We start from the raw sequence: 16,584 nt of genomic DNA, 5'->3' as shown, positions 1-16,584 counted from the left end.
CTTGCTGCTTACTGTTTTTTCGGGGGACGAACCGAATTTCCCATTGTTTAGCAAAATCAATCTGTTACTTCATTTCTCAGAGACAGCTATTTAAAAGCCATCAAGAATAAAGGATAAAAAGGCAGGTGTTCTAAGGCTGGTTTATCGGTGAAGATGCTATGTTGGTGGTCGAAGAAATCCTCTTCTTGTGTTGAATCTGTTCCCAGACGGGATGCGGTATGTTAATCCGCCCTGCTGGTTATTCATGTATCAGTCAGGCTGACAAGTGGAGTGAAAAATATTGATAGAAACGGGGTGTAATTGATGAGCAGGAACCGTTACGCACTTTTAACAGTAGACACTGAGGCGTTGCCAAGGCGCGCTTCACAGGACCATATCAAGCGCTTGATGTGGGGACAGCATGAAAACGGTCGTGCTGGTGTCGGTGAGATGGTTGCAATTGGAAATGAGTTTGGTGCTAAACATGTTTTTTTCATCGATTTGTGTGGTGCGTATTCTTATCTTGATGAGATAAAGGAAGTTATTCGCTGGTTAGATGAAGCAGGACAGGATGTTCAACTGCATACTCATCCCGAGTATTTACCCGCTTCATTCTGGGATGAGCATAGTCTCGCCCGGCACCCACGGTATATGAACCAGTATGCAGAAGACTCCAGAGCCGCGTTTGTTATCCAACATTTTGCAGCATTAATTTCACAAGAGACGAAAAAACCGGTACTTGCTCATCGAGCAGGTTCTTTTCGCTGGAATGCCAGTACGATTCGCGCACTCAAGGTAACAAACATACCACTTTCCTTCAATAATTCCATGTGCGCGGTTTATGCCGGACAGTGTGTGTACAGCGAGCCTACGAATCTGCCATTCCTCTGGTCGAATGGTGTTATCGAGGTGCCGATGACGGAGAAGAAAATTTTGCCCAAGGTAGGTAAACCGGAATGGTGGGCTCGCCTGACTCATCCCGAATCCCCTTATTTCCAGTTTCATCCCTGGTGGGGAAAGTTATTGTTTGATGTTTTTAGTGGCAGTCCGACATTATCTGTTTTTTTATTACATTCCTGGTCTTTGCTCTACTGGGATGAACAGGGTCATGCTGCCTACCGGGATAATCAGCGCCTGGAAGGATACCGGAAACTGCTCGCTCGGCTTGTCAAGGATTACGATGTCATCACAACGGCCGAATTTCTGGATCTGCATGCACAAGGAAAAATCACGACGACGCATACTGTTGATCTTGCGCATGCAGAATTGAAATTACTTCAAGGTAAGCGCGCTTGAGTTCACTTTTTGATCCCTTCTTTACCCGGATGACTGAATACTGGCTGGCCTTTAATCGTTTTTTGACAGTTGAATTGCTGAAAAGCAAGCTTCGGCAATACGCAAGTAATACGCCATATATACCTGAACCGAGAAGCTTGCTATATGTGGCAGCAAGTTCGCTGCCTTATCACGTCAGTGGTTATACCACTCGCACTCATGAGGTAATTCGTGCGTTGCGCGCCGCCGGCGGGAAGGTGCATGTGCTGACCAGGCCGGGCTATCCCTGGGATCGCGCAGACCGTCGCTGTAATGCGGATCGTGAGGAAACGGCAGTACAAGATGTGTGCTACCAGCACGTTCGCCAGCCCTTGAATAATCGGCCCGTAATTTTATATGCATTACAGGCCGCACCAGTGATTGCAAAAATTGCGCTGCAGCGGCATGTGGCCGCCATCCATGCAGCATCCAATCATGTGAATGCTTTACCAGCTTTGCTGGCAGCCCGACGGCTAGGTGTTCCCTTCCAGTACGAGATGCGTGGCTTGTGGGAGCTCACTCGTGTGTCACGTCAACCGGATTTTGAACGCTCGCAAGCTTATAAACAGGGGTTACAACTGGAAAGATTGGTCGCGCGGCATGCAGACAGATTATTTGTGATATCAGAACAACTTCGCAATTATGTAATTGAAAATTGGGGAGTTGATCCGGATCGAATCAATTTGTTACCAAATTGTGTTGATCCGGAGTTGTTTGTGCCAGCAGATTCTGAAAATGTTTCACAAAATACGATAGGTTATGCCGGTTCCCTGATCGGGTATGAAGGATTAGATACACTGATTGATGCGGTGGATAAGCTTACCTGGGCGGAGAATGCTGTCAGTATGGTGATCATCGGTGATGGTGAGGCTCGCTCGCAGCTGGAAGCCCAGGTGCAACGTCTGGGTTTGTCCGATCGAATTTATTTTTACGGTAAGCTTTCTCCAGAAGTTGCACGAGATATGCTCCGTCGTTGTGCACTGGTGTGCATTCCGCGTAAACCGTTCAGAGTGTGTGAGATTGTTCCTCCGATCAAACTGGTGGAAGCGCTGGCGATGGGTAAGCCGGTAATTGTTCCTGATCTGCCGGTTTTTCGGGATGAATTGGGAGTTGATCCGGCCTGCTGGTTTTTTCGTAGTGGTGATGCGATAGATCTGGCACGAGTTATTGAGGCTGCTCTGGGTGATAAGGAAAAGCTGAAGAAGGCAGGTGCCCAGGCGCGACATTATGTGTTGGAAAAACGCTGCTGGAAGAAGTTTACGGACAAGGTTGTACTGAATTAGCATCCATCCGCAGTAATTTTGCAGATCATAAGAATTCTTCCTGTCGGTTTTTTATTTCTGATGTTCGAAATAAAGGGTAATTATGGCTTTTGAGGCCACATTCACCCGCATTGTCTCCCCGTATTATTACATATACATACAAGCCAGAAGCTCTGGTACTTCAACAGAAATAACATCTTGCAGCCATGACGGCTTGGTAACAATAAAAAATCCTAAGCATGGTGGAGCTTATATAAGCCGACAACGGAATATCGATACACTCAAAGGTATGAAATTACATGATCGGAAAAGCAATCAAGAAGCTGGGTTCACTGGTATATCAGTATCCGCAAATTTCGGAAGCCGCCGAACGACCAGGGCCGTTTGGACGTTTGAAGATTGCGATGGTTACGGATTATTTCACAGCTGACTGTTTGTCTGCAGAATGTCGTGTAAAAGCACTGACTCCCGGAAATTTCAGGATGGTTATCGGCGAGTGGAAGCCAGATCTGGTTTTTGTGGAATCAGCATTTCATGGAGTAAACGGCTCCTGGCGTTATGAATTGGCGAAACAGCCAAAGTGGCTGCGTCTGAGCAAGCCAACGGCTATCTACCAGTTGGTTAAATTTGCCAGAAGTCGTCGCGTTCCTACTGTTTTCTGGAATAAGGATGATGATGTTTTTTTTGACGCCTTTATCGATGTAGCCAAAGCTTTTGATTATGTTTTTACAACGGACAAAGCATGTATTGAAAACTATCGGCAGCAGCTGCCAGCTCATGTGCCTGTCAATCCGCTGGTTATGCCTTATCAACCAGCGTTTCACAACTTTACCGGTTTCGAATTCACGCGCAATGAAGCCTGCTTTACCGGCAGCTATTACCAACGAATATTAAGTGAGCGCAGATCGTTTCTTGATATGGTGTTTGATGCTTGTGAAAGAACCCCTCTACAGTTAAATGTTTTTGACCGGAATCATGATCGTTTATCGCGATACTTTGAATTTCGTTTTCCAAAAAATAACCGGTTACGCTTGCATGGCAGAGTGCCTCATCGAAAAACAGCTCAAATCTACAAATCGCATGTGGTTTCACTTAATGTAAATTCAGTTACCAGCTCCGAGACAATGTGTTCACGGCGTTTGCTGGAAATACTGGCTTGTGGGGGGATTGCTGTAACCAATCCGAGCCGGGCAGTTGATCGTCATTTTCGTGATTATTGTCATGTAGTGAATTCCAGTGAGGAGGCGCAGGAGCTGTTTGCACGTCTTCAATATGGTCCTTCAGCGGATGATATGGCGCGTGCAGAAACCGGAGCGGCGTATGTACGGCAGAATCATACCTGGGTACACCGATTGGAAGAAATTTGTGCTGTTGTGAAGATCTGAAGGAATTTTTTCAATGCTTTTTGAGTTACTTTCTTTCTTTACTCAAGCCGTGTTTTTTGTTGTGGTGGTTTACTTTGCACTGTATGTCCTACTGGAATTGCGTATTCTGTTTATCTCACGCAAGGTAGAACAACGCAAACTAACTGAACTGACTGAAGAGACTCAACCTTCTCTCTGTATTGGGGACGATTACAGGCCGCCAGTAAGTGTATTGCTGCCGGTACATAATGAATCATCTGTAGTGGAGCGCCTGATAGACGCAGTCTGTCGATTGCACTATCCGGCGGACAGGCTGGAGATTCTGGTACTCGATGATTCTTCGGATGATACTTCCAGACTTGCACAAACCAGGGTTGAGTGGTACGCAGCCCAGGGGGTCAATATCCGTTATATCTGTCGTGGAGATCGGCAGGGTTATAAGGCTGGTAACCTGACTTACGGCATTCGTCAGGCTTCAGGAGAGTTTCTTGCTGTTTTCGATGCGGATTTTATTCCCCCAGCGGATTTTCTGCTGAAAACCATTCCGTGGTTCAAGGATCCTCAGTTAGGGTTTTTGCAGACAGGAATTGGTTACGAAAACAAAAACAAATCCTTTCTGACCCGCTTTCAGGCTATGGAAATGGGGCATCAGCAATATGTCACTGTGGGTTTAAGCGAGGATGGTGATATGGCTTCACTGAGTGGCAGTTCATGTGTATGGCGAAAATCATGTATTGAAGCCTTGGGGGGCTGGGATGCTTCGGTGGTAACCGAGGATGTAGATCTGGGTTACAGGGCTCAGCTTGGTGAATGGAAGTATGCGTACCTGCGAGATGTGGTTTCGATGTCTTTGCTCCCTGAATCAATCAGTGCGTTTCGTGTCCAGCGTGAGCGCTGGGGGCGTGGCCTGATTCATAGCGGATTCAAACACATCCGGCAAATGTTCCGCCAGCGCATGCCCCTGATCAAGAGATTACACGCGATTTCCATGATGTTTTCTTCCGTGCTGCTGGCTTCAATTTACGTGCTGGTACTCTTGAGTCTGCCATTGAATTATCTGGTTGATTTTGATGCAGCAAGTATGCAGTGGATATTGCCAGCCTTTTTTTGCCTGGTAGCTGTCTGGGGACTGAATAATGCTTTCGGAGCAAATAAAGGTGCCGGACTGAATAGAAAGACATGTATTGCAAGCACGTTGTGGGATATCTATTTGTACATTGCCATGTTCTTGCCAATGGCCTTGTATTATTTTGCGGGAGGTATTCGGGCACTTCTCGGCGTGCATGGGGAATTTAACCGCACGCCTAAAGGAGAAGATGAGTACAAGGTAAATATGCCACCTATTAACATAATATTGTTGATGGGAGAGTTATTTACTTTCATTTATTCAACGTTTGCGATTTGGGTGGCTATGCAAAAAGGAAATTACTTTCTAATACCGCTGAATTTCACCGTGTGTGTAGGCTTTGGTATGGTTCTTTTTTGGTCTTGGCAGGAAGCGTATGGAAATGAGCAGGCCATCAGATAGAAGTGAACAAAATATCCTGATTACTGGTGCAACGGGGGCAATTGGTGCGGCATTGGCGGAAATATATGCGCAGCGTGGAGTAACACTTTATCTGCACGGTCGTAATGTGAAAAAGTTGACTGAGGTTGCAGAATGTTGCCGCCAGAAAGGTGCGCGTGTTCTGACACAATGTCTCGATCTGCGAGATTTTGCCGCTTTGCAGAGCTGGCTGAGCGTATTGGAGCCGCTTGATCTGGTCATCATCAATGCGGGCATGAATACACATATTGGGCCGGCAGGTGAACCTGAACCCCTGAATGAGGTAGAAGCTTTGCTGGATATAAACTTGAAGTCTGCCATGATCATTACGCATACCGTGACTCCATCCATGCGAGTACGTGGCAGCGGACAGATTGCCTTTGTGAGTTCCCTGGCCGCATATTTCGGTTTGCCCATCACGCCGGCATATTGTGCCAGTAAGGCGGGTCTCAAGGCTTATGGTGAAGCACTGCGTGGCTGGCTGGCGAAAGAAGGGATCAGGATCAATGTGATCATGCCAGGGTATGTCAAATCGCCCATGTGTGACGATATGCCAGGTTCGAAACCTTTCCTGTGGTCATCCAAGCGTGCAGCAAAAGTAATAAAGCGTGGCCTGGAGCGAGATCAGGCTCGTATTAGTTTCCCCTTTCCATTGAATTGGGGTGCCTGGTGGCTGGCGGTGCTGCCCGCTTCTATTTCCATCATTATCGTTCGCTTGCTGGGTTATGGTGATTGAAAAAAGTTTTGTTCTGGTTTTAGTTGCCTCGCTAACGGGACTTCTATTGTCGATCATCATTGAACGTCTGATGATTTCACGCCCGATATTTGCGAGACCCTGGGCTGCCTGGGCGGTACATGGTGGATTATGGCTTCTGTCCTATTCCCTGGTTACTCTGGCTTTAGGTCGTCCGTGGTTTTCTGTGGCGATTGTTTCCGCTTTTATGCTGATGCTGGTGCTGGTGAATAACGCCAAAGTAAAATCGCTGAATGAGCCTTTTATTTTTCAGGATTATGAATACTTTACTGATGCGATCCGGCATCCACGCCTTTATATTCCGTTTTTAGGCTGGTGGAAGTTTCTCGGTGCAGCTACAGGTTTTATTCTGGCTGTATCGATTGGATTATGGGGAGAATCCGTTCCTGAACAGCGATTTACGCTATCTGGTCAGTTAGGTGGAATTTTAATTTTATCTGTACTGGGAATATCATTTTTACTGGCAGGCAACTATAAGTCACTTCCAGTCAGTTTCAATCCGCAGCAAGATGTTGCTGCATTGGGCTTGTTGGCCAGCTTCTGGTGCTATGGAAGGGAGGAGAAAATTCTTTTGAATATAGCTTCTCCTTTCTATTTTTCTGTTCCAGAACGTCGGACTCGTGATTTGCCTCATCTGGTTGCCATTCAAAGTGAATCTTTTTTCGATCCACGGTCATTGTTTTCGGGTATCCGGCCCGATGTGCTGTCTGAGTTTGATCGTCTTAAGAAAGACTCCTTATTCCATGGCAAATTAAAGGTGCCTGCCTGGGGAGCCAATACGGTGCGTACTGAATTCGCGTTTCTTTCCGGAATTGCTGAGGACAGACTGGGAGTCCATCGCTTTAACCCCTATCGTGCTATTGCGGCCGGTTGGAATACGCCATCATTGGCAACTTTTTTGAAGAGCCTGGGTTATCGTACAATTTGTGTCCATCCATATTCAGCCAGTTTCTACCGGCGTGATCGAGTGTATCCATGCCTCGGATTTGATGAGTTTTTTGATATCCGTATATTTGATAACACGATGCGGTCAGGTCCTTATATCGGAGATACTGCTGTTGCTGATAAAGTGGAAGCCATTTTGCACAATGCAACGGGGCCACTTTTTATCTTTGTCATTACCATGGAGAATCACGGACCGTTACATCTTGAACAGGCAGCTCATTCGGATATTGAATCGTTGTACATTGAACCGCCGCCAACAGGCTGCGATGATTTGACAATTTATCTTCGACATTTACGTAATGCTGATGAAATGATTGCCCGACTACGTCAAACACTGATGAAATGCAGACAACCTGCAAGTTTATGCTGGTTTGGCGACCATGTACCGATTATGTCTACTGTATACAATATTTTTGGTAAACCTGGCGGAGATGTGGAATACATATGTTGGAGCAACCAAAGTAAAGCAGAATTTCATAATTTCAATTTGAGTGCAAATACTTTAGCAATAAACTGGCTTAGAGAGCTTGGCCTTATAAGCAGCTCGAAGTCACTTTTCAGCGAGAAGCTGTTTGAATCTCCTTGGCCCGTAGATGCGCAATCACCTAGACCGACTGGACCAAAAGGTCAATCGCAAACGTGTACGCCGACTGATAGCGTTAATGGAGCTGCGGGCGATCGCGCTGGGATTGCATACTAACACCCCGAGCACAAAACCTATCCCTGCCGGCTACGGGGCATGCAATCAAACGTCTCGACCAGAGCAGTCAGTTCACCGAAATACTCAAAGCCCACGACAGACATCTGGATCAGCATGGACAAACACGGCTGCTATCCACGACAATACCTTTGTGGAGCGGTTCACGCTGCCTCGGGAGGTAAAAGCCCTGACGACCTGTATTTTCAGAGCAATAACAAATTTCATGTGGCAACCTGAGTCACCAACCCTGGATCAGGGCTTATGACACTCTTCAGATTGTCTGAAAAAAGAGATCGTTTCATCTTGGCGGAAGAGGACAATAAGCAGGTTCTCAGTGATTATGTCCAAAAAATAACCCTATCAACCATATCGTACTGATTCCCAGAACGATGAGTGTGACCTGTTGAACAGTTGCACCGATTTCAGGGCGTTTATGTAGACTGGGAATCAGATCGGACATGGCCACATAAATCATGCTTGCTGCGGCAATGGCAAGTATCGGGGCTATCAGATGATCTAACTGATTCAGCATAAAGTACCCAAGCAACCCTCCAAGCACTGTCGCTGTGCTGGATAACAAATTGGACCAGAGTGCCCCCGCACGTGTAAACCCCGAATTGAGTAAGATAATGAAATCTCCTGCTTCTTGCGGAATCTCATGTGCGGTAATCGCAATAGCCGTCACCATTCCCAGCTGAACATCAGCCATAAAAGCTGATGCGATCAGGATACCATCTACAAAATTATGAAAAGTATCCCCCAGTACAATCATCATGCCACTGCGGCCATTATCGTGAGTACCTGCAACCCCTCTGTCAGCCGCAGAAGCCACCTGTAACGTGGGTTCATGCGCCTCACACTCTGATAAATGGCAATGACGCCATAACAAAAGTTTTTCCAGGATAAAAAAAACAAGAATACCAAGCAGCAAAATGAATGTTAACTGTTTGGGTGTATCAGTAAGCTCCAGTGCTTCAGGCAATGCATTTAGAAATGCAGCTCCAAGAAGTGCGCCGATAGCATATGAAATCAGTATATTGATCCACTTATCACTACGGATATTCAAAGCAAATAATGCCGCGAGTCCAATGCTCAGCAAACCACTTGCTACGCTGGCAAGTACAATCCAGGTTAACACCGACATAAATCATGTTTCCAGATAAGTAGAAATACTCAGAACAGGCACACTACACCGCTTGCGGATTCATGCGCAGATTGAACGTTAACAAGGAAGAAAATCTGTCAAGATTTCAGGTTGAACCACTGTCGGGAAACTGTGTCATCCACAATAAACCAGCCATCCGGCCTGTTTTACCATCACGACGATAAGAATAAAATTTCTCGGGATTACTGTACGTACATAAATTACCGCCATAGATCCGGGACACGCCGGCATGAGCTAATCTTTGACGTGCCAAAGCAAAAAGATCCGCATGCCATTTTCCTTTTTCTTTTCCAGGGAAGAATGCATGTGCCGCCTGATGATCATACTCGGTAAATAGCGTTCGCACCTCATCACCAACCTCGAAGTGCCGTGAACTGATTGCCGGACCCAGCCACGCGATTATATGCTCACTATGACTGAATTCACGCAGTGTCTGAATTGTGTTTTCGATAACCCCTCTGGCTAACCCGCGCCACCCTGCATGGACAGCACCTACTACACTACCCGCTCTATCACATAACAATACCGGAAGACAATCCGCCACCAGAACTGCACACACCACCCCAGGATGCCGGCTCATTGCAGCATCCCCTTCCAGGGTTTCATTTTCAGAATCCACCCAGATTGGCCTGGAACCATGAACCTGAGTCAGCCAGCGAGGGGGATCGGGTAAGTATTGGCGTAACTGGTTTCGGTTCAGCTGAACAGCGCGTGGATCATCATCGACATGAGCTGCTAAATTCAGACCGGCATAAGCGTTCCTTCCGGCCACGGCTGCTCCAGTATTACGGGTAGTAAACATGGCACTCACATTTGCAGGAGAGGGCCAATCCGGTACAATTCTGTCAATCATCGGGCGAAGTTCATGTCATTCAACCGCTCTAGACGAAAACAGGATTGAGACTCAGCAATCGTATCCACTTACACCACAGCAGGATACAGTCTGGAAAAAGTCTCGCAAACCCGATCAATCTGTTCGGCAGTATGCGCTGCATTGATGCTGCAACGCACCAGCGATTTTCCTTCCGGTGCTGCCGGGGGCAATACCAGATTCACATAGATGTCGTGCTCCATCAAGCCATTCCACAAGGTCAATGCCTGCTTGGGACTATCAAGTAAAACGGCTACTATCGGCCCGGGCTCCGGACCCAGACAATATCCAGTTTTCTTGAGACAGGAAAAAAGCTGGTGAGCATTCTTCCACAGCTGCTCACGTAATAAATAACCATCATGCAACAACTTTAAAGCAGCGCGTGTCGAAGCAATAGTCGCCGGAGAAGGAGAAGCCGTAAATATATAAGGATGACTTATGTACCGCAGCTGATCAAGCTGAGGATGGTTACTCACGCAAAAACCGCCGATGCCGCACAGACTTTTACTGAAAGTTCCGGTTATAAAATCAACCTCATTAATCATTCCTGTTTTTTCTACCAGCCCCTGCCCGGTCTTTCCAAGGACACCGAGTGAATGTGCTTCATCAAGTAACAAAGTACTCTGATAGGCATTCTTCAGTTCCACGATTTTAGCCAGAGGAGCCTGATCACCCAGCATGCTGTAGATACCTTCAATAATAATCAGCGCATTTTGGCTACGATCACCGAGTCTACGAAGACGTTTCTCAAGATCAGCCACATCATTATGTCGGAAACGGATAATATCCGCCCCACTCAGAATACAGCCATCATAGATACTGGCATGCGCATCCCCATCAATCAGCACGACATCACCCGCTCCCACCAATCCAGAAATAGTTCCCAAATTAGCTTGGTAGCCTGTTGTAAAAACAATACATTCGTGACAGTGGTAAAATTCCGCCAACTCACGTTCCAATGCCCGATGCCCGTAGTAATTACCATTGGCCATTCGTGAGCCAGTAGTACCGGTGCCTTCCTGATCAATAGCTTTGTGAGCGGCTTCTCTGCATTCCGGAGAAAAGCTGAGTCCAAGGTAATTGTTCGTACCCAGCATTAATACCCGGCGCTCTCCGATTCTGGCCTCGGTCGCAGAATAAGATTCCTCTATGGGGATACCAAAAGCACCGAGTCCCTCAGGTAACTGTGCTTTCCTTGCCGCTGCGGCTGCATCGAGTTTTTCCAGCAAATTCATGATGACGATTTGATTTTATAAATCAGATTGGCAAGATCCTGGACCGTCAAGACATCCACAAGCGCATTCAGCGGAACCGATATATCAAACTGATCTTCAATTTCCATGATGAGATTCAGTAGTTTGACCGAGTCAATTGCAAGATGTGTGATGAGGTTGGTTTCTGGAGATATCTCCGTGTCAACATCTGTAAAACAAGCCAGACGCTGACAAAGCAGCTCTGTAATTTGTACTTGTGTTATTTCAGACATGTGATCAATCCCGGAACGGATACATATTGACTGACAAATTTATTTTGCGACCAAGACATATAAATACCACGGATTGTCAATAAGGCATCTTTAAATACTTCAGGAAAATATTCGCTATGTTTTGACAAGTGATGGCAATGCCGTTTGTAATTTGATTGTTGGATACCAATCGACCAGCTCTTTTCTCAGAAAAGAAACATCGCACGTCCAGTCAGGGTACTCTAGTTCCATCACTTTTCCCGGTGTCAGCATTGGAGCATAATTCAGAAGACGAGCCGACCATAAATTTAAACGGGCCAGCATACGCATACTGCTTGCTGGTATCCGAAAACAACGTACCGGCTTTTCCAGGACTTGCTGTGCGAGCATGGCTATCGATGTATAGTCATATCCGCCTGATGTTCCATCATCAATTGCATAAGTGCCGATCATCGGATGATCCGTCTCAAGCCAGCAACAGATGGCGGCCACCAAATCATCAACATGTATCAGGCCGAAACGATTGCCTGGATTTCCAGGAACAGGCAATATACCGTATCGCATGGATTGAAAAAAAGGCAGCATCGCTTTGTCACCAGGTCCGTATACTGCAGCAGGCCTGTATATAACAGATGCTAGCTGTGTAAACCTCGATACCTGCTCTTCGGCCTCAAACTTGCTCCGGGCATACCAGGAGAGCAGTGGTTCACGCGCAGCCAGAGAGGAAATATGTAAGAATCTTGAACAAGAAGCTGTATCAGAAGCTGCCTGTAATATATTGCTCGTCCCAATCACATTAGTCTGATAGAAGTCGGCCCAGGATTTCCCTCTGATTGCGCCGGCACAATGTATAACAGCTTCAGTACCAGAAACAAGATTACACAGCGCACCGCTACAACCCAGATCTCCAGAAATCCACTCTATGAACGGGTTATCTTCTTGCGAAGATACTCGCCTTGCCAAAGCACGGACTCTCCATCCAGATGCAGCCAGCTTAGCTACAAGTACACGGCCAATAAATCCTGTGGCACCCGTTACTGCAACAGTCCTAACCATAAAACACTACAGGATGTGAGAAAAAACCTTTTGATTTCTTCTCCAGAGAAAATAAGCAGGTTTTTATTGACGAAAGATCACTATTAACCGACCGTACAAGTGGCAACAGCAGGCTGTTCCATATTTGCACGCCGCAAAAACCCTTGTCGCGCCGCAAAACGCGATAACTTCCCGGAGGAAGTCCGTGGCAAAGTATGCGGAGGTACCAGTTCAACCAGACAACTGACCCCGAATGCCATATATACCATCTGCTGAAGTCTACTAATGAGCGCTTGCCGATCTACAGCTGAAGCCAATCTGCATTCCACAACCAGTACGACGGATGTTGAACCATCTTCATTACTAATTCCAAAAGCAGAAGCCTCACGAGTTCTGACTTCCGGTTGCTGTTCAGCCAGTTCTTCTACATCTTGCGCTCGAATATTTCTACCATTAACAATAATGACATCCGTGCGCCGACCCGTGATATATAAATCACCTTCAAACAGGAAACCAATATCTCCAGTATCTAACCATCCATCTGATCTGATCGTTCTGGCAGTCTCTTCTGTGTTATTAAAATAGCCATCCATAACACTTTCTCCCCTAACCAGAATACTGCCCACCATTAAATGAGGTATTTCCTGATCAGTGTCATCGACAATCCTGATTTCATGACCTGGCAGTGGGCGGCCACAATTCACAAACTCATTAAATTTTCTGCCATCTGCCTGAACTCTCACCGCTATCTTTTTTTCGATCAATGTCTTGGCATCTATACATAAGCTTTTTACCCCCTGATTAATATCGGGGAAAGATACAGCCAATGTAGATTCAGCCAGGCCGTAGCAAGGCAAGAACGCACGTTCATTAAATCCTGCAGCCGAGAACCTGGCAGAAAAACTTTTCAACGTATCAAGCCGGATCATCTCAGCTCCGACACCCGCTGCGCGCCAGCAACTCAAATCCAGATCCACCAGATCAGAATCCCGCGCACGCAAAGTGCACAGTTTGAGACCAAAGGGCTGACTGAAAGCAATAGTACAGCGATTACGACTGATCAACTTAAGCCACTGTAAGGGACGAACAGCGAAATCCCGAGTCGTCAGATAATCAACAGATAACTGAGCTGCCAAAGGAGCCAGTACTAGACCAACCAACCCCATATCATGATAAAAAGGCAGCCACGAAGCGCACCGATCACCTGGTCTAACATCAAGACCATTACAAACGATACCGTGCAGATTAGTCATTAAAGCCCGTTCAGTAATGACCACACCTCTGGGCAAACGAGTACTGCCAGAAGTAAATTGCAGGTAAGCTGTTTCATCTGGAGTATTTGGAGAAAATGTCACATCAGCTTCGGGCAGTAGATTCAATTGCTCTGGTGTGCCACTCCACTTGAGCTCATTGCTTTCTAGACTCTCAACCACCTCATTGAGAAACTCAATAAAATCAAGATTAGCTATTGCGACACTTGCCCCACTACCCTCAAGCATTCCTCTTAATTGCTGTACATAAATTGCACGGCTACCAAGGTTAACCGGTACCGGCATTGCAAACGGGACGAGACCGGCAAATCGGCAGGCAAAAAACAGCTCAATGAACTCTGGAGTCGTATCGGCAATCAGAGCAACACGACTGTTACGTGCTAACCCAAGACCAGACAGCCGTCTTGCAATTGTTTTAGAATTGGCGCATAACTCTTTGTATGCAAGTACAGACTTCAGATTACCCTTGGCATCATAGAAGTTATATCCAGTTTCTCCATGTGCCGCGTATTCAAGTGATTCTACCAACGTCGTAAAATCAGCTCTTCTCTGGCTCAACAAATTGATTGTGGGCGTTGCCGAAACAACACTCGTCTTGGAAGAAAGCAGGGAATCACCTTCTTGTACTGACGGATCACCCAACTTGGCTATTATCGAACTCAAAATCTTCCCCTAGAAATATTATTTGCCGAACAGATCGAATGCGCACACTCAAAAATCAGTTAGTTTGGCCAGGATGCCTATCTTTCTTGCTTCGCGCATCGTATTCACTGCATGATATGTATGGGCTGCGAGCTTATAGAAGTGCTGTTTAGCTGTCAAGAAAACGTCAGCTTCAGTGTTGTTTTATAGCAACATACGTTCAAAACCAACATTTACACAACACATTTACTTGTTTTGCCTGGATAGCCACACATTGTGTTTTGCGGATGGGCAGTTGTGCACAAGGACAGAAAAATCTGCAACAAACGCAATACTACAGCGTCATTCATGGCATCATATGTCCTCACAATTCTCCATAAACAATTTATAAAAGAGTGGATCAGAAGCCCTCTAAACAGTTAGGCCTCCTGCGATTCATCAACGTTAAAAACGTACCCGCGCAACTCATTTGTAATATTTACGCAATGTCATATGTAGACACTGTCATAAATTCCTGCAGCCGATACTTTTCGCTGCTGACTATGCGTAAAATAATCTGTCCCCTATAAAGCAGGAACAAGCTTGATAATGCCGCTATCTTACAGCAAATAATGCGATACAAAATGAGACAACAGAACATGCAGATATTTAAAATCAGATCCTTACTATTATTGATGATGTTGTCAGTTACGCCTTATATTTATGCTAGCAATTGGATACGTCCGCCTGATGACATAGATATCTTTGGTCAGATTCAAATAATTCAAGCCAGTCATACTGAAACATTACTTGATGTAGCACGTCGTTATGATATTGGTCAGGATGCAATGATGCTGGCTAACCCCAACGTCGATCGCTGGCTACCCGAAGATGGCGCAAAGGTTATATTGCCACTGCGCTTCATCATTCCTCGGGCTGAACGTACAGGACTTGTAATAAACCTGCCAGAAATGCGGCTTTATTACTTTCCAAAACCAACAAAAGGACAAAACCCGGAAATTATTACCCACCCTGTCAGTATTGGCCGAATGGATTGGAACACGCCGCTGGGCAAAACTACTATTGTCAGAAAACAAAAAGATCCTACATGGACTCCTCCCCAATCACTCCGGAAAGAAGCCGTAAAAGAAGGCAGACCACCGCTACCGGATATCGTTCCGCCCGGACCAGATAATCCTCTTGGAAGATACGCACTCTATCTGGGATTATCCGGATACCTCATCCACGGCACTAATAAGCCACTTGGCGTAGGGATGCGTGTCACACATGGTTGTATGCGCCTCTATCCGGAAGATATTGAGAAGCTGTTTCAGCTTATTCCTACAGGCACACCGGTACAAATAGTCAATCAGCCGGTCAAACTAGGATGGCAAGGTGATCGTTTCTTATACATTGAACTTCACCCGCCACTGGAGGAGGATAATATTGAACCCAGCGACTTTGAGGAAGAGATCCATCGTACGATTTCGGAATTCCTCAAAAACACAACCCAAGATACCGACGGCAGAGTGACACGGGATATCAGAATCGACCAGCAGGCCCTAGAATCAGCAATTAAAGCTAAAAATGGTATACCCACTTTAATTTCTGAAGACTAGCAGACAAGCATCTAACCCCAAGGAACCTCTGATTAAAGTCTCTAAATATACTTGACATTCAATATTTCATATTCCCGAATACCACCAGGGGCCTGAACCTCAGCTACATCTCCCGCATATTTACCGATCAATGCTCGTGCAATAGGGGAACTAATAGAGATTTTTCCCGCCTTGATGTCAGCTTCATCATCCCCTACGATCTGATAGGTAACTGCCGTGTCCGTATCCAGATCCATGAGATCAATGGTTGCACCAAACACACATGCGCCATCCGCATTCAGTGCTGCAGGATTAATAATCTGGACATTGGATAGCTTACTTTCCAACTCCGCTATACGCCCTTCTATGAATCCCTGCTTTTCTTTTGCAGCATCATATTCAGCATTCTCAGATAAATCTCCATGGGAGCGCGCTTCCGCAATAGCAGCAATGATTGCGGGACGATGAACAGTCTTCATTTCATGCAACTCGGCACGCAACTTCTCTGCACCAGATTGTGTAATTGGAATAGCATTCATAACCTGATTTCTCTTTCCATGAAAAACGATAAAAACGGAATCTGTTGAATAACAACGATTCAAAAAATCATTTGAATATCACGAATTGTGGCTGTATAGCCATATCCAATTGAAGAAGCAAGGGGGTTAATTACCAGAAATGCTCCAAGCGGAAA

At 46.0% G+C, this 16,584-nt stretch carries 14 protein-coding genes; 7 read left to right on the top strand and 7 right to left on the bottom strand.

The genetic code is table 11. The annotated features are described in order from the left end of the window. Window positions 1–303 precede the first annotated feature (303 nt). From ABO04_RS09760 to ABO04_RS09735, 6 genes are all read left to right on the top strand, one after another. Window positions 304–1,275 carry a polysaccharide deacetylase gene (locus tag ABO04_RS09760; RefSeq protein WP_160810482.1) on the top strand — a complete coding sequence of 324 codons (972 nt, stop codon included), beginning with the start codon at window positions 304–306 and terminating at the stop codon, window positions 1,273–1,275. Further along, window positions 1,272–2,576, top strand: a complete 1,305-nt coding sequence (locus ABO04_RS09755) for a glycosyltransferase family 4 protein (protein WP_240141508.1) — start codon at window positions 1,272–1,274, stop codon at window positions 2,574–2,576. The genes ABO04_RS09760 and ABO04_RS09755 overlap by 4 nt, the downstream gene beginning before the upstream one ends. Window positions 2,577–2,854: 278 nt before the next feature. Continuing rightward, entirely contained in the window at window positions 2,855–3,940 is a 1,086-nt protein-coding gene (locus tag ABO04_RS09750; protein WP_160810481.1) for a glycosyltransferase, read from the top strand. A gap of 13 nt (window positions 3,941–3,953) precedes the next feature. Continuing rightward, the gene (locus ABO04_RS09745) at window positions 3,954–5,447 is read left to right on the top strand and encodes a glycosyltransferase (RefSeq protein ID WP_160810480.1); all 1,494 of its coding nucleotides are present in this window, start codon (window positions 3,954–3,956) and stop codon (window positions 5,445–5,447) included. Continuing rightward, window positions 5,428–6,201 (top strand): SDR family NAD(P)-dependent oxidoreductase, encoded by a 774-nt coding sequence (locus ABO04_RS09740; protein ID WP_160810479.1) that lies wholly within the window; start codon window positions 5,428–5,430, stop codon window positions 6,199–6,201. The genes ABO04_RS09745 and ABO04_RS09740 overlap by 20 nt, the downstream gene beginning before the upstream one ends. After that, the gene (locus tag ABO04_RS09735) at window positions 6,191–7,864 is read left to right on the top strand and encodes an LTA synthase family protein (RefSeq protein ID WP_160810478.1); all 1,674 of its coding nucleotides are present in this window, start codon (window positions 6,191–6,193) and stop codon (window positions 7,862–7,864) included. The genes ABO04_RS09740 and ABO04_RS09735 overlap by 11 nt, the downstream gene beginning before the upstream one ends. Window positions 7,865–8,195: 331 nt before the next feature. On the opposite strand, the gene ABO04_RS09730 is transcribed toward ABO04_RS09735, so the two are convergent. The 6 genes from ABO04_RS09730 to ABO04_RS09705 form a co-directional block, all read right to left on the bottom strand. Further along, on the bottom strand, window positions 8,196–9,008 hold the full coding sequence (locus ABO04_RS09730) for a ZIP family metal transporter (protein WP_160810477.1): 813 nt from the start codon (window positions 9,006–9,008) through the stop codon (window positions 8,196–8,198). A 106-nt stretch (window positions 9,009–9,114) separates the two neighbouring features. Continuing rightward, complete coding sequence (gene pgeF, locus ABO04_RS09725) at window positions 9,115–9,882, bottom strand: peptidoglycan editing factor PgeF (protein WP_160810476.1); 768 nt, start codon at window positions 9,880–9,882, stop codon at window positions 9,115–9,117. Between the two features lie 68 nt (window positions 9,883–9,950). Further along, entirely contained in the window at window positions 9,951–11,135 is a 1,185-nt protein-coding gene (locus ABO04_RS09720; protein WP_160810475.1) for an aminotransferase class I/II-fold pyridoxal phosphate-dependent enzyme, read from the bottom strand. Then, window positions 11,132–11,386, bottom strand: coding sequence for an acyl carrier protein (locus ABO04_RS09715; protein WP_160810474.1), 255 nt, complete (start codon window positions 11,384–11,386; stop codon window positions 11,132–11,134). Before ABO04_RS09715 ends, ABO04_RS09720 begins: the two co-directional genes overlap by 4 nt. 114 nt (window positions 11,387–11,500) lie before the next feature. Then, the gene (locus ABO04_RS09710) at window positions 11,501–12,421 is read right to left on the bottom strand and encodes an NAD-dependent epimerase/dehydratase family protein (protein WP_160810473.1); all 921 of its coding nucleotides are present in this window, start codon (window positions 12,419–12,421) and stop codon (window positions 11,501–11,503) included. Window positions 12,422–12,504: 83 nt separating this feature from the next. Beyond that, window positions 12,505–14,334, bottom strand: coding sequence for a fatty acyl-AMP ligase (locus ABO04_RS09705; protein WP_160810472.1), 1,830 nt, complete (start codon window positions 14,332–14,334; stop codon window positions 12,505–12,507). Window positions 14,335–14,951: 617 nt separating this feature from the next. On the opposite strand from ABO04_RS09705, the gene ABO04_RS09700 reads away from it, so the two are divergent. Further along, window positions 14,952–15,911 (top strand): L,D-transpeptidase family protein, encoded by a 960-nt coding sequence (locus ABO04_RS09700; RefSeq protein WP_240141507.1) that lies wholly within the window; start codon window positions 14,952–14,954, stop codon window positions 15,909–15,911. Window positions 15,912–15,952: 41 nt separating this feature from the next. Here the strand turns inward: ABO04_RS09700 and greA are convergent, their stop codons facing one another. Beyond that, on the bottom strand, window positions 15,953–16,429 hold the full coding sequence (gene greA, locus ABO04_RS09695; RefSeq protein ID WP_160810470.1) for a transcription elongation factor GreA: 477 nt from the start codon (window positions 16,427–16,429) through the stop codon (window positions 15,953–15,955). Window positions 16,430–16,584: the final 155 nt, after the last annotated feature.

This window comes from Nitrosomonas sp. HPC101, assembly GCF_009833125.1.
Classification (GTDB): Bacteria; Pseudomonadota; Gammaproteobacteria; order Burkholderiales; family Nitrosomonadaceae; genus Nitrosomonas.
The sequence above is the reverse complement of the archived record's forward strand: the minus strand, read 5'-3'. Positions and strand labels throughout refer to the sequence as shown.

What these genes read in the sequence shown, in the direction of transcription:
- ABO04_RS09760 (WP_160810482.1), top strand. Translation starts at nt 304, where the DNA reads ATGAGCAGGAACCGTTACGCACTTTTAACAGTAGACACTGAGGCGTTG.
- ABO04_RS09750 (WP_160810481.1), top strand. Translation starts at nt 2,855, where the DNA reads ATGATCGGAAAAGCAATCAAGAAGCTGGGTTCACTGGTATATCAGTAT.
- ABO04_RS09745 (WP_160810480.1), top strand. Translation starts at nt 3,954, where the DNA reads ATGCTTTTTGAGTTACTTTCTTTCTTTACTCAAGCCGTGTTTTTTGTT.
- ABO04_RS09740 (WP_160810479.1), top strand. Translation starts at nt 5,428, where the DNA reads ATGAGCAGGCCATCAGATAGAAGTGAACAAAATATCCTGATTACTGGT.
- ABO04_RS09735 (WP_160810478.1), top strand. Translation starts at nt 6,191, where the DNA reads ATGGTGATTGAAAAAAGTTTTGTTCTGGTTTTAGTTGCCTCGCTAACG.
- ABO04_RS09730 (WP_160810477.1), bottom strand. Translation starts at nt 9,008, where the DNA reads ATGTCGGTGTTAACCTGGATTGTACTTGCCAGCGTAGCAAGTGGTTTG.
- pgeF (WP_160810476.1), bottom strand. Translation starts at nt 9,882, where the DNA reads ATGATTGACAGAATTGTACCGGATTGGCCCTCTCCTGCAAATGTGAGT.
- ABO04_RS09720 (WP_160810475.1), bottom strand. Translation starts at nt 11,135, where the DNA reads ATGAATTTGCTGGAAAAACTCGATGCAGCCGCAGCGGCAAGGAAAGCA.
- ABO04_RS09715 (WP_160810474.1), bottom strand. Translation starts at nt 11,386, where the DNA reads ATGTCTGAAATAACACAAGTACAAATTACAGAGCTGCTTTGTCAGCGT.
- ABO04_RS09710 (WP_160810473.1), bottom strand. Translation starts at nt 12,421, where the DNA reads ATGGTTAGGACTGTTGCAGTAACGGGTGCCACAGGATTTATTGGCCGT.
- ABO04_RS09700 (WP_240141507.1), top strand. Translation starts at nt 14,952, where the DNA reads ATGCAGATATTTAAAATCAGATCCTTACTATTATTGATGATGTTGTCA.
- greA (WP_160810470.1), bottom strand. Translation starts at nt 16,429, where the DNA reads ATGAATGCTATTCCAATTACACAATCTGGTGCAGAGAAGTTGCGTGCC.